General features: G+C 66.7%; 13 protein-coding genes and 1 pseudogene. 5 read left to right on the forward strand and 9 right to left on the reverse strand.

Features of this window, described 5'->3' with window-relative positions; translation table 11 throughout:
- The 5 genes and pseudogenes from JWP83_RS09310 to JWP83_RS09330 form a co-directional block, all read left to right on the forward strand.
- Positions 1–383 (forward strand): annotated as a pseudogene (locus JWP83_RS09310) (enolase); the annotation flags it as partial.
- Between the two features lie 21 nt (positions 384–404).
- A complete protein-coding gene (locus JWP83_RS09315; protein WP_297729093.1) occupies positions 405–1,055 on the forward strand; it encodes a septum formation initiator family protein in 651 nt (216 codons plus the stop codon).
- The gene (locus tag JWP83_RS09320) at positions 1,048–1,545 is read left to right on the forward strand and encodes a DUF501 domain-containing protein (RefSeq protein WP_297729097.1); all 498 of its coding nucleotides are present in this window, start codon (positions 1,048–1,050) and stop codon (positions 1,543–1,545) included. The genes JWP83_RS09315 and JWP83_RS09320 overlap by 8 nt, the downstream gene beginning before the upstream one ends.
- Positions 1,539–2,483 carry a Ppx/GppA phosphatase family protein gene (locus tag JWP83_RS09325; RefSeq protein WP_297729100.1) on the forward strand — a complete coding sequence of 315 codons (945 nt, stop codon included), beginning with the start codon at positions 1,539–1,541 and terminating at the stop codon, positions 2,481–2,483. Before JWP83_RS09320 ends, JWP83_RS09325 begins: the two co-directional genes overlap by 7 nt.
- Before the next feature lie 104 nt (positions 2,484–2,587).
- Complete coding sequence (locus tag JWP83_RS09330) at positions 2,588–2,875, forward strand: hypothetical protein (protein ID WP_297729103.1); 288 nt, start codon at positions 2,588–2,590, stop codon at positions 2,873–2,875.
- Positions 2,876–3,161: 286 nt separating this feature from the next.
- Here JWP83_RS09330 and JWP83_RS09335 read toward each other — a convergent pair whose 3' ends face one another.
- From JWP83_RS09335 to JWP83_RS09375, 9 genes are all read right to left on the reverse strand, one after another.
- On the reverse strand, positions 3,162–3,842 hold the full coding sequence (locus JWP83_RS09335) for a response regulator (RefSeq protein ID WP_297729106.1): 681 nt from the start codon (positions 3,840–3,842) through the stop codon (positions 3,162–3,164).
- Positions 3,839–6,406, reverse strand: coding sequence for a sensor histidine kinase KdpD (locus JWP83_RS09340; protein WP_297729109.1), 2,568 nt, complete (start codon positions 6,404–6,406; stop codon positions 3,839–3,841). The genes JWP83_RS09335 and JWP83_RS09340 overlap by 4 nt, the downstream gene beginning before the upstream one ends.
- Before the next feature lie 12 nt (positions 6,407–6,418).
- On the reverse strand, positions 6,419–7,342 hold the full coding sequence (locus JWP83_RS09345) for a potassium-transporting ATPase subunit C (protein ID WP_297729112.1): 924 nt from the start codon (positions 7,340–7,342) through the stop codon (positions 6,419–6,421).
- A gap of 1 nt (position 7,343) precedes the next feature.
- Positions 7,344–9,494, reverse strand: a complete 2,151-nt coding sequence (gene kdpB, locus JWP83_RS09350; RefSeq protein WP_297729115.1) for a potassium-transporting ATPase subunit KdpB — start codon at positions 9,492–9,494, stop codon at positions 7,344–7,346.
- Positions 9,494–11,164, reverse strand: a complete 1,671-nt coding sequence (gene kdpA / locus JWP83_RS09355) for a potassium-transporting ATPase subunit KdpA (RefSeq protein ID WP_297729119.1) — start codon at positions 11,162–11,164, stop codon at positions 9,494–9,496. Before kdpA ends, kdpB begins: the two co-directional genes overlap by 1 nt.
- Complete coding sequence (kdpF, locus tag JWP83_RS09360; protein ID WP_297729122.1) at positions 11,164–11,253, reverse strand: K(+)-transporting ATPase subunit F; 90 nt, start codon at positions 11,251–11,253, stop codon at positions 11,164–11,166. The genes kdpA and kdpF overlap by 1 nt, the downstream gene beginning before the upstream one ends.
- Positions 11,250–11,333 (reverse strand): potassium ABC transporter ATPase, encoded by an 84-nt coding sequence (locus JWP83_RS09365; protein ID WP_367185606.1) that lies wholly within the window; start codon positions 11,331–11,333, stop codon positions 11,250–11,252. Before JWP83_RS09365 ends, kdpF begins: the two co-directional genes overlap by 4 nt.
- A gap of 360 nt (positions 11,334–11,693) precedes the next feature.
- Positions 11,694–13,226 carry a HAMP domain-containing sensor histidine kinase gene (locus tag JWP83_RS09370; RefSeq protein WP_297729127.1) on the reverse strand — a complete coding sequence of 511 codons (1,533 nt, stop codon included), beginning with the start codon at positions 13,224–13,226 and terminating at the stop codon, positions 11,694–11,696.
- On the reverse strand, positions 13,223–13,376 hold a 154-nt coding region (locus JWP83_RS09375), incomplete at its 5' end, for a winged helix-turn-helix domain-containing protein (RefSeq protein WP_297729130.1). The genes JWP83_RS09375 and JWP83_RS09370, both read right to left, overlap by 4 nt.

Genomic DNA, 13,376 nt, shown 5'->3' on the forward strand with positions numbered 1-13,376 from the left:
ACCGCGTGCAGCTGGTGGGTGACGACCTGTTCGTCACGAACCCGGTCCGCCTGCAGGACGGCATCAACCGCGGGTGCGGGAACGCCCTGCTGGTCAAGGTGAACCAGATCGGCACGCTCACCGAGACGCTCGACGCCGTCGCGCTCGCCCACCACAGCGGGTACCGCACGATGATGAGCCACCGCAGCGGCGAGACGGAGGACACCACCATCGCCGACCTGGCGGTGGCCGTGGGCAGCGGTCAGATCAAGACCGGCGCGCCCGCCCGAAGCGAGCGCGTGGCCAAATACAATCAGCTGTTGCGGATCGAGGAAGCCCTCGGCGACGCGGCACGCTACGCCGGCGACCTGGCCTTCCCCCGGTACGCGCTGGACCAGAAATAGGTTGAAATAGGTTGAAATAGGTTGACGCCCAAGCCCGATCCGAAGCGCCGCTCCCCGGCATCGCGCCCGGGGAAAGCCGGTGACCCGGTTCGGCGTCGCCGCTCCGCCAAGCCCTCCGCGCCCCCGCAAAGCGCCACCCACGCCAGCCGCAACCCGGCGCGGACGCTGCAGGAGCGTGTCGTCGAACCCATCAAGCGGCAGGTCGCCGAATCCGTCGAACAGCGGTCCGATCAGCGGCTGGGTTTCACCGCGCGGCGGGCGGCGGTGCTGGCCGCGGTGATCTGCGTGCTGACCCTAACCATCGCCGGCCCGGTACGGACCTACTTCGCGCAGCGCACCGAGATGGATCAGTTGGCCAAAAGCGAAGCCGCGCTGCGCCGCCAGATCGCCGACCTCGAGCAGAAGAAGGTCAAGCTCGGCGACCCGGCATATATCGCGGCGCAGGCCCGCGAGCGCCTCGGTTTCGTGATGCCCGGCGACATCCCGTTCCAAGTACAGCTCCCGCCGACGGCGGCGGTGTCCCCGCAGCCCGGGGCCGACACTGCGAGACCGGCCAACAACAATCCGTGGTACACCTCGCTCTGGCACACCATCGCCGACGCCCCGCACCTGCCACCGGCCCCCCCGGAAGCCCCGCCGGCCGCACCGAACCCCGCGACTCCCGGTGGTTGATCGTGCCGATCTGGACGCGGTGGCCCGTCAGCTCGGCCGCGAGCCGCGCGGGGTGCTCGAGATCGCCTACCGTTGCCCCAACGGCGAACCCGGCGTGGTGAAGACCGCGCCGAAACTCCCTGACGGCACACCCTTTCCGACGCTGTACTACCTCACGCATCCGGCGCTGACGGCGGCCGCGAGCAGGCTCGAGACGACGGGATTGATGCGCGAGATGACCGAGCGGTTGCGCCGGGATACCGAACTTGCGGCGGCGTATCGGCGAGCCCACGAATCGTATCTGGCCGAACGCGACGCGATCGAATCGCTGGGGACCACGTTTTCCGCCGGAGGGATGCCGGACCGGGTCAAGTGCCTGCACGTGCTGATCGCGCACTCGCTGGCGAAGGGACCCGGCGTGAATCCCCTTGGGGACGAGGCGCTCGCGATTTTAGTCCGCGACCCGCGCTTAACTTTGGAGGCGCCGGTGTTGGTGGTGGGCCGGTGGTGAGCCGACTCGGCGCTATCGATTGCGGCACCAACTCGATTCGGTTGCTGATCGCCGACGCGGGCGACGATCGGCTGCGCGACGTGCACCGCGAGACGCGGATCGTGCGGCTGGGGCAGGGCGTCGACGCGACGGGCGAGTTTGCCTCCGGCGCGATCGCGCGAACCCGGGCCGCGCTGGCCGACTACGCGTCGCTTTTGAAAGCGCACGGCGCCGAGCGGGTGCGGATGGTGGCGACGTCGGCGGCGCGGGATGTCGCCAATCGCGATGTGTTCTTTGCGATGACGGCCGACGTGCTGGGCGCCGTGCTGCCCGGCGCGATGGCGGAGGTGATCAGCGGGGCCGAGGAGGCCGAGCTGTCCTTCCGCGGCGCCGTCGGCGAATTGGACCGCGCCGCGGCGCCTTTCGTAGTCGTCGACCTGGGCGGCGGCTCCACCGAGATCGTGCTCGGCGGTGAGCGAGTGGTGGCCAGCTACTCGGCCGACATCGGGTGCGTCCGGCTGACCGAGCGCTGTTTGCACTCGGACCCGCCCACGCCGCAGGAAGTGCGGGCGGCCCGCCATCTGGTGCGCGAGCGGCTCGACACCGCCCTGGGCGTGGTGGACGTCGAAGGGGCGCGCTCCTGGGTCGGACTCGCCGGTACGATGACGACGCTGTCCGCGCTGGCGCACAACATGACGACGTATGACTCTGCGGCGATTCATCTTTCGCGCGTCCCCGGCAGCGACCTGCTGGCGGTGTGCGAGCGGCTGATCCGCATGACGCGATCCCAGCGCGCCGCGCTGCCGCCGATGCATGAGGGCCGGGCCGATGTGATCGGCGGCGGCGCGATCGTGGTGCAGGAATTGGCGCGCGAGTTGCGCACCCGCGCCGGCATCGACGAGTTGATCGTCAGCGAACACGACATCTTGGACGGCATCGTGCTTTCGATCGCCGGCTGAGTCACACCCGCCACACTGGTCCCTGCGCGAGAGCCGGCACTCTTTGTGCCCGCCTCACAGCGACAGCTTGAGCCGATGTCGTACCGGTATGCGACTCTGCGGCAATGAACCTTCAAGGAATCGAGCTGCGCTACGTGCTCACGATGCACCTTGCCCATAACGGACCGGCGACGATCGCTGAAATGGTGGATGCACTTAATGCACAAGGCTTTTGCGTCCCGGGCCGGGCATCAAAAGTTATCTCGGATGCCCTGCGTTGGGAGATGGGCCGCGACCGGGTGCGCCGGGTTGGCCGAGGTAGGTACGGACCGAGTTATATCCCGCGCGGCACCGAGCACCGAATACATCAACGGGTGCTCGCGTTGCGGGCGGCGGCCAAGTTGTCGCTGTGAGGCGGACACAAAGACTGCCGGCCGGCTCTCGCGCAGGGACCAGTGTGACGGATGTGACTTGGTCAGTAATCGCGGCAGGATTGCACGTTGTCGCTGTGAGGCGGGCACAAAGTCGGATGCCTCCGAGCAGAGGCTCGTGGTACAGATGTGCCTAAGAGAGGCTGACGCGCCAACTCCGGGCCCGCGCGACTTTCTAGTGTGAACGGAGGGCTTTCGGCGTGCGGTGACAGCGAGGATGCCGCGAAATCTGCGCCCTGGGCGCACACGACACGCCATCTACGCACACTCACGCCTCGAAGCGGTAGCCCATCCCCGATTCGGTCAGCAGATGCTTGGGACGTGACGGGTCATCCTCGAGTTTGCGCCGCAGCTGCGCCAGATACACACGCAAATAATGGGTTTCGGTGGCATACGCCGGCCCCCACACGTCCTTTAGGAGTTCCTCGCGGCCCACCAGCTTGCCCCGATTGCGCACCAGCACCTCGAGCATGCCCCATTCGGTCGGCGTCAGATGCACCTCGGCACCGTCCTTGGTGACCTTCTTGGCGGCCAGATCGACGGTGAACGCGTCGGTTTCGATGACCGGTTCGTCCACTTCCGAGGCCGTCGCGTTGCGGCGGACCGCGGCGCGCAACCGCGCTAGGAACTCGTCCATCCCAAAGGGTTTGGTCACGTAGTCATCGGCGCCGGCGTCGAGGGCCTCGACCTTGTCCGACGAATCGGTGCGCGCCGACAACACGATCACCGGTGCCGACAGCCAGCCGCGCAGGCCGGCCAGCACCTCGATGCCGGATATGTCCGGCAGTCCGAGGTCCAGCACCACCACGTCGGGTTTGTGCTCGGCGGCCGCGCGCAGCGCTCCCGCACCGGTCGACGCGGTGATCACCTCGTAACCACGCACGGACAGGTTGATTCGCAACGCACGCAGGATATGCGGCTCGTCGTCGATCACCAATACCCGGGTCATAGCGCACCAAACTCCTGCGGCGCAGCCAGTTCCACCACGACCGTGAGCCCGCCCCCCGGAGTGTCGCCGGCCGCGATGGTGCCGCCCATCGCTTCCACGAAGCCACGGGCCACCGACATCCCGAGCCCCACGCCCGTGGTGTTGTCGTGATCGCCCAGCCGCTGGAAGGCTTCGAAGATCTGATCCTCGGTGCCCTTCGGGATTCCGGGACCCTCGTCGATGACGTTGATCAGGACGCGATCGCCCACCCGGCCCGCGTTGACCCGAACCACACAGTTGGGCGCGTATCGCAGCGCGTTGTCGATTAGGTTCGCAAGCACCCGTTCCAGGAGCCCGGCGTCGGCCATCGCCACCGCGTCGCCGACGTCGACCTTGACCCGATCGATCGCAGATCGGTAAAACCCGGTGGCGCCCTTGCCGATGCTGACCAGCGCTCGTTGCACCGTCTCCTCCAGATACACACGGCGCAGGTCCGGGTGGACCACCCCGGCGGCCAGACGCGAGGAATCGAGCAGGTTCCCGACCAGCGCGGTCAGCGAGTCGATGGATTCCTCGATGGTGGCCAGCAATTCCGCCGTGTCTTCGGCGGAGAATGCGACGTCTTCGGCGCGCAGGCTGGACACGGCGACCTTGGCCGCCGCCAGCGGTGTGCGCAGGTCGTGACTGACCGCCGAGAGCAGGGAGCGCCGCAACTCGTCGGCCCGCACGATGGCCTCGGTCCGGCTGGCTTCTTCCGCCAGCTCGCGCTGCCTGATCAGGCCCGTGGCCTGCTTGGCCACCGCGCTGAGCACCCGGCGGTCACGCGTGGACAGCTTCCTGCCGGCCATCAGCATCCAAAACACGTCGTCGCCGACCTCGATCGCGGTGTCGGCGGAATCAACGCTCACACAAGGATCTTTGCCCACACACGCGACGATGTAGCTCTTCTTGCCACCGGCCCGCTCTTCCTCGCTCGGCTGCCGCAGCATGCTGACCGCGCGCTGCGAATAGGTCTCCCGCACCCGTTCCAGCAGCGTCTCGAGGTCGGCGCCGCGCAGCACCGACCCGGCGAACAGCGTCAACAGTTCGGCTTCCTGGGAGGCGCGCCGGGCCTCGCGGGTCCGTTTGGTGGCGCCATCGACAAGAACCGCGACCGCGACCGCGATCAGCAACAGCACCAATTCCGTGATGGCGCTGTTGGGTTCGGCGATGGAGAAGCTGTGCCGCGGGGCGATCAGGAAATAGTTCAGCAGCAGCCCGGACAACACCGCCGAAAGGGCCGCCGGGGCAACGCCTCCCAAAAGTCCTACAATCAGCACCCCCACAAAGAACAGGGCGCTTTCGCCGCCATTGTCCAGATATGGGTCCAACAGCGTCACCGTGACCCCGCAAATAGCCGACGGCACGATGACGGCCGCCAGCCACGACGTGACCCGACGCTCGCGGGACGAGAGCGATGCGATCCGGAACCCACCTTTGGATTCCTCGTGGGTGACCATGTGCACGTCGATCTTCCCGGAGCGCTCGACGATCGTGGGGCCGATGCCCTCCTCGAAGATGCGCGCCCACCGGGGCCGCCGCGACGTGCCGATGACCAGCTGGGTGGCGTTGCTCTCGCGGGCGAAATCAAGCAGCGCCGTGGGTACGTCGTCACCGACGACGGTATGCAGGGAAGCGTCCAGGCTATTCGCCAACTCTCGGATCTTGCCCATTTTGCGCTCCGACACACCGGCCAAGCCGTCACCGCGTATGACGTGCACCACCATCAGCTCGGCGCTGGACTTCGAGGCGATCCGCGATGCCCGTCGCACCAACGTCTCCGATTCCGTACCACCGGTGACGGCCACCACCACCCGCTCGCGCGCCTCCCACATGTCGGTGATCTTGTTCTCCGCGCGGTACTTGGCCAGCGCGGTATCGACCTGGTCCGCCAGCCACAGCAACGCCAATTCCCTTAACGCCGTAAGGTTTCCGCGGCGGAAGTAATTCGTCAGCGCCGCGTCGATCCGTGACGGAGCGTAGACGTTGCCGTGGGATAGCCTGCGGCGCAGCGCCTCAGGGGTGATGTCGATGAGTTCGATCTGCGAAGCCTGGCGCACGATCGAATCCGGTATTGTTTCTTGCTGTTCGATACCGGTGATCTGGGCGACGACGTCGTTGAGGCTCTCCAGATGCTGGATGTTGACCGTGGAGATCACCGTGATCCCGGCGTCGAGCAGTTCCTCGACGTCCTGCCAACGCTTTTCGTTCTTGCTGCCCGGTGTGTTGGTGTGGGCGAGTTCGTCGACCAAAACCACCTGGGGATGGCGGGCCAGCACGGCGGGCACATCGAGTTCGGGGAAGCTGCCGCCGCGATAATCGACGTAGCGCGGCGGTATGACCTCGATGCCCTCAATCAGCTCGGCGGTTTTCGCCCGTCCGTGGGTCTCGACCACGGCCGCCGCCACGTCGGTGCCTCGTTCCAGGCGCCGGTGCGCCTCGCCGAGCATCGCGTATGTCTTACCGACACCCGGAGCAGCACCGAGGTAGATGCGCAGCTCCCCGCGCTTGGGATGGTTGTCGGTTACGCTCACGTCAACCATCATCCCCCTACGGCGCTAGCTCGAGACCGGATACCGGTGATCGAGCTGCAGGTTGAGCTGCAGCACGTTGACCGTCGGCTCGCCCAAAAATCCGAGGTCGCGGCCGCTGCGGTACTGCGCGAGCACCTCGCGGATCTCATCGGCGCTGACGTGCCTGGCCTTGGCCACCCGGGCGACCTGGATGTCGGCGTAGGCCGGGGAGATATTCGGGTCCAGGCCGCTGCCGCTGGCGGTGACCGCGTCGGCCGGCACGACCGGGTTGGCGGGTGCCGCGCCGCGGACGGGCACGATCTGGCCGATCGTGTAGTCCTCGCCATACTTGGCGCACTCGACCCGCACACCCTCGTAGATGGCCAGGAATGGCGCCTGCGTCGACTGGCACGGCTCGTTGACGCTGACCACCCGGGTGGGGTGCATGACGTTCCCGCGCGAGTCGCGGGGGCCGATCACCGACAGCACAGCGCCCACACCGCCACCGGTGCAGAACGGACGTGAACCATCGACGCCCTCGAGCTGGCCCACCGCCGCGCTGCGCGTGCAGACCTGGGTGAGCAGGCTCGGCTTGAAGCCCGCATCCGTCGCGGACTTGCCGGCCGTGAGCTGCGACGGGTCGGCGGGCGTGTCGACGATGCTCTCCGGCCCGAGGTTGCTCGCGCTCGAGTTGAGCGGGTCGTAACCGGTGCCCGCCGCCGAGGGGCGGCTCTGGAAGTACTGCGGCAGCGGATTGCCGTCCTTGTCCGTGAATAACTGACCGATCAACCGGCTGCCGACCGGCTTGCCGTTGGCGGTGAGGATCGACCCTTCGGCCTTGTCGTGCAAACCCGGTATCTGAGCGACCAGCCAGATGAACAGCGGGTAGGCGAGACCGGTGATTACGGTCAGCACCAGCAGCGCGCGGAAGGCCGCCCAGTGCATGCGGACGAAATTGGAGAACTTCATGTCAGGACATCCCGGGGACGAATTGGACGATGAGGTCGATCAGCTTGATCCCTACGAACGGGGCCACGATGCCGCCGAGCCCGTACACGTAGAGGTTGCGGCTCAACAGCTTTGACGCGCTGCTCGGCGTGTAGCGCACGCCGCGCAGCGACAACGGGATCAACGCCACGATGATGATCGCGTTGAAGATCCCCGCCGACAGGATCGCCGACAGCGGGCTGTGCAGCCGCATGATGTTGATCATGTCCAGCCCGGGGAACAGCGCGACGAACATGGCCGGGATGATCGCGAAATACTTCGCGATGTCGTTGGCGATCGAAAAGGTGGTCAGCGCCCCGCGGGTGATCAGCAGCTGCTTGCCGATCTCGACGATCTCAATCAACTTGGTGGGATCAGAGTCGAGGTCGACCATGTTCCCGGCCTCTTTGGCCGCCGAGGTGCCGGTGTTCATCGCCACGCCCACGTCGGCCTGAGCCAGGGCCGGCGCGTCATTGGTGCCGTCGCCGGTCATCGCGACCAGCTTGCCGCCTTCCTGCTCCCGCTTGATCAGCGCCAGCTTGTCCTCGGGCGTGGCCTCGGCGAGGAAGTCGTCGACGCCGGCCTCGTCGGCAATCGCCTTGGCGGTCAACGGGTTATCGCCGGTGATCATCACCGTCCGGATGCCCATGCGCCGCATCTCGTCGAAGCGCTCGCGCATGCCCTGCTTGACGACGTCCTTGAGGTGAATGACACCCAGCACCGCCGCCTCGCCATTCAGGTACTCCCCGACGACCAGCGGGGTGCCCCCGCCGGCGGAGATGCCGTCGACGATCTCGCCGAGCTGGGAGGGGACCTTACCGCCTTGCCCGCGAACCCATTCCGCGACCGAGCTGGCCGCGCCCTTGCGCAGTTGGTGCCCGTCGAGGTCGACACCCGACATCCGTGTCGCGGCGGAAAACTCCACCCACTGGGCGTGCGCGAGTTCGCCCGGCGTGCGCGCGCGCAGCCCGAATTGTCGTTTGGCGAACACGACGATCGAGCGTCCCTCCGGTGTTTCGTCGGCGAGGCTGGACAGCTGCGCGGCGTCGGCCAGCTGCTCATTGGTGACCCCGTCGAGGGGGATGAAGGCGCCGGCCTGCCGGTTGCCCAGGGTGATGGTGCCCGTCTTGTCGAGCAGTAGCGTGTTGACGTCGCCGGCGGCCTCCACCGCACGCCCGGACATGGCCAGCACGTTGCGCTGCACCAGCCGGTCCATGCCGGCGATGCCGATCGCTGACAACAGCGCGCCGATCGTCGTGGGGATCAGGCACACCAGCAGCGACACCATCACGATCCCGGTGACGCCGTTTGTATTGAGCGCCTGGGTGTCCGGGACGCCGGGGTTGTTGACCTTCGAGTAGATCGCCAGCGGCTGCAGGGTCGCGACGGCGAAGACGAAGATGATCGTCAACGCGGCCAGCAGGATATTCAGCGCGATCTCGTTCGGGGTCTTCTGCCGGTTGGCGCCCTCGACGAGCGCGATCATCCGGTCGATGAAGCTTTCTCCGGGCTTTTGGGTTATCCGCACGACGATGCGGTCACTGAGCACCGTGGTGCCTCCGGTGACCGCCGAGCGGTCACCGCCGGACTCGCGGATCACCGGCGCCGACTCGCCGGTGATGGCCGATTCGTCAACCGACGCAATGCCTTCCACCACGTCGCCGTCACCCGGTATCACCTGCCCTGCCTCGACCACGACGACGTCGCCCTGTTGCAGCAGCGGGGCAGCGACTCCCTCCTCGACAACAGGGGCACCGGGTTCCCAGTTCTTGAGGCGCCGGGCGACGGTGTCGGTTTTGGCCCTGCGCAGCGTTTCGGCCTGGGCCTTGCCGCGGCCCTCGGCCACCGCCTCAGCGAGGTTCGCGAACAGCACGGTCAGCCAGAGCCAGACCACGATCAACCACGCGAACCATGTCTCGTCGGTGATCGCCAACACGGTGCTCCAGGCGGCGCCGATCTCGACGATGAACATCACCGGGTTGCGCCACAGGGTGCGCGGGTCGAGTTTGCGCAGCGCATCCGGCGTCGACTTCCACAGAATCTTCGGGTCGAGCAAGCCGCCCTGAACCCGTTTCGTGCTCGTGGGGCCCGCGGGCCGCGTCTGCTCAGCCGGATCGACGGTCGTCGCGGTCATCAGTGGATTCCTTCGGCGAGAGGCCCGAGCGCAAGCATGGGCAGGAAAGTGAGGGCGACGAGGATCACCGTGACGCCGGCAACCATCCCGACGAACTGTGGCCGGTGGGTGGGCAGGGTGCCCACCGATTCCGGCGTCATGCCCTGCTTAGCCAGCGTGCCGGCCAGGGCGAGCACGAGCACCATCGGCAGAAATCTGCCGAAGACCATGGCCAGCCCCAGGGCGGTGTTGTACCAGTTGGTGTTGACACTGATGCCGGCGAATGCCGACCCGTTGTTGTTGGCCGCGGAGGTGAACGCGTACAACACTTCCGACAGCCCGTGTGGGCCGTTGTTCAGCATTCCGGCGCGCTCGCCCGGCAGCGCCATTGCGACCGCGGTGCCGGTCAGCGCGATCAGCGGCGTGACCAGGAAATAGCTTGCGGCCAGCTTGATTTCGCGGGGGTTGATCTTCTTGCCGAGGTATTCCGGGGTGCGCCCGACCATCAGTCCGGCGACGAAGACGGTGATCACCGCCAGGATCAGCATGCCGTACAGGCCAGAGCCGGTGCCGCCGGGGGCGACCTCACCGAGCTGCATGTTGAACATGGTGATCATCCCGCCGAGGCTGGTGTAGGAGTCGTGGAACGAGTCCACGGCACCGGTGGAGGTGAGCGTCGTCGAGTCGGCGAAGACCGCCGAATTGGCGACGCCGAACCGCTGCTCGACTCCCTCCATCGCCGCGCCGACCGAGGTCGGCACGGTGCCGTGGTGCTGCAACTGGAACCACAGCATCAACGACACGCTCAACGCGTACAGCGACGCCATGACTGATGCGATCGCGTAACCCTGCTTGGTGCTGCCCACCATGCGCCCGAACGTGCGCGGCAACGAGAAGCTGATCACCAGCAGCAGGAAAATCTCCAGCCAGTTGCTCCACGTCGTCGGGTTCTCAAACGGGTGCGCGGAGTTCGCGTTGTAGAACCCGCCGCCGTTGGTGCCGAGCTCCTTGATCGCCTCCTGGCTGGCCACCGGTCCGCCGGTGATCGTCTGCTGGGCGCCGCCGAGGGTGGTGGCAACCTGGTCGTGCAGGTGAAAGTTCTGGATCGCGCCACCCGCGATCAGCACGATCGCGCCGACGATCGAAATGGGCAGCAGGATGCGGAGCACCGTGCGCACCAGGTCGACCCAGAAGTTGCCCAGATCGCCCGTGCGCTTGCGGGCAAACCCGCGCACCAGCGCGATCGCCACCGCCATGCCGACGGCGGCCGAGACGAAGTTCTGCACCGCCAGCCCGGCCATCTGCACCAGGTGGCCCTGCGTTGACTCACCGGAGTAGGCCTGCCAGTTGGTGTTGGTGACGAAGCTGACCGCCGTGTTCCAGGCCAGCGCGGGCGTCATTTTGGTGGCCGGATCGTGCAGGTGCAACGGCAACTTGTCCTGCACGAGCTGGAACACGAACAGGAAGAGGACGCTGATCGAGGAGAAGGCCAAGACGCTGCGGGCGTAGGCGCCCCACGTTTGTTCCGAGCGCGCATCGACACCGATCAGCCGGTAGATCACGCGTTCGACGTAGGAGTCCTTCTCGGAGCTGTACACCCGATACATGTAGTCGCCGAACGGGACGTGCACCACTACCAGCGCGACGACGAGGACGACGAGGAAGATCAATCCCGCGGTTGTTGTGCTCACTAGAACCTCTCCGGGAACAGCAGGGCGGCCGCGAGGTACAGCGCAAGAAGAACGGAAAGCACCAAGCCGACGACGTTTTCGTAGTTCACAGCCGCTCGACCAACTTCTGCGTCAGGCCGAGCGCGGCGAAAACCGCCACCGTGAGTCCGACGTAGACCAACACGCCCATCTTGTCTCCGTTCCGCGCCAGTCGCATGCATACAGAAAGACCTCATCGAGTCAGCCACAGCGCCGTCCTCGGAGGCAAGGTCAGCTTGAAACTAAACGGGGCCGGTGCGGTAGGGCCGTTGGTTAACACTTTCCTAACGGCGCCCTAGTGCACCTTTACGATTTTTTTACGCCCCACATCCCAATCACTCCTCGCGACGAAAGACCGCGAGTGAGGCCGGGGGTGCGGGAAGGCCCAGAAACCGCTCCGCGGCGACGGTCAGGACGACCCGTCGCCGATCCTGTAAATCTGCAGACAAAGTGCGAGTAAGGGCCTGCAGGATTACAGGCTCGACGCACAGCAGGCCACGTTCGCAGGAATTCAGCGGCCGTCGGTGGGCGGATCTTCGATCATCGGCAGGCGCACCCGGAAAACGGTTCGGCCATCGGCGGATTCGGCGGTCACCGAGCCGTGGTGGGCCTTGACGATCGAACTCACGATAGCCAGCCCCAGCCCGATGCCCGAACCGTCAGACCTGGACGAGTGGGCGCGCGCGAACCGCTCGAACAACCGGGGGAGGAGATCCGTGTCGATGCCGGGCCCGTCGTCGGCGACGGTCAATTCGACGTGGGGCGGTTCCGCACCGCCGCGCTGGCAGGTGATTCCGGTCGTCACCGTGACGCCCGGCGGCGTGTGCACTCGCGCATTGCTGAGCAGGTTGCTGACCAGTTGGTGTAGCCGGGCGTGATCGCCGCGAACCCAAACCGGCTCGTCGGGAAGGTCCTTGACCCAATGGTGTGTGGGCGCCGCGACCGCCGCGTCGTTCACCGCGTTGACGACGAGGTCCGCCAGGTCGACGTCTTGCGTCTGCAGGTCTTCGCCCTCGCCCAGGCGCGAGAGCAGTAGCAGCTCGTCGACGAGCACCGCCATGCGCCGCGCTTCCGACTCGATGCGGGCCAGCGCGTATTCGGTGGTCGGCGGCAGCGCCGAGCTGTCCTGCCGGGTCAGCTCGGCATATCCCTGAATCGCCGCCAGCGGGGTCCGCAACTCGTGGCTGGCGTCGGTGATGAATTGCCGCATCCGCAAGTCGGAGTCGGCGCGATGCGCCAACGCGCTATCCACGTTGTCCAGCAGCCGGTTAAGCGTGTGCCCGACGATCCCGACTTCGTTGCCGGGGTCGGTGTCGTTCGGCTGCACCCTGACGCTGATTCGGTGGTCGCCGTCGGTCAGCGGCATGGCGGCGACTTCGGCGGCGGTGGAGGCGAGCCGGCGCAGCGGGCGAAGGGTGGTCCCGACCACCCAGACGGTCAGCCCCGCCGTAACCGCAAGGGCCGCTGCGACAAGCGCCGTGGTGGTGATGTTTTTGCGGGCGATGATCTGGTTGGCCCGGGCCTGCGATACCCCGACGACCAAGAGGTCGGATCCGTAGACGCGGCTGTCGACTCGATACGAACCGAGCCCGCCCAGCTTCTCGGTCCGCGGCGGGGCGTCGTCGGGCCAGGGCTGGGTCTCGATGGCGCGCACCGCGTCGGCCGGCGCGGGTCGCGCCTCGGCTTCGGAAAAGACCGACGAGCCGATCACCACGCCGTCGTGGAGCACGGCGATGACGTTCCCGGGCGTTTGATCGGTGAACTCCAGCATCGCCTGCGCGAGCGGTTCGGGGCCGCGACGCGTCGAACTGTGCTCGCCGTTGCGGTATCTGCTGTACGAATTGCTCAGCGCGTCAAGGGATTGGGCGACGTCGGCGTCGCTCATCGCCGTGACGTAGCCGCGCAGGCTCAGCACGGAGACGATGCCGACCGTCACCAGCACCACGCTGACGACGGCCAACACGCCCAATAGCAACTGGCGGCGCAACGAATGAGGAAGCCACCGCGGAAGGTCCCTGGATCCGGTGTTCGGCTCGCTGGTCATTCCGGCGGCCGCAGCATGTACCCAACGCCGCGGACGGTATGGATCATGGGCTCCCGGCCGGAATCGATCTTCTTCCTCAGGTACGAGATGTACAGATCCACGATGCTGGTGCGGCCGGCGAAGTCGTAATTCCAGACGCGGTCGAGGATT

Source organism: Mycobacterium sp., from assembly GCF_025965855.1.
Taxonomy (GTDB): domain Bacteria; phylum Actinomycetota; class Actinomycetes; order Mycobacteriales; family Mycobacteriaceae; genus Mycobacterium.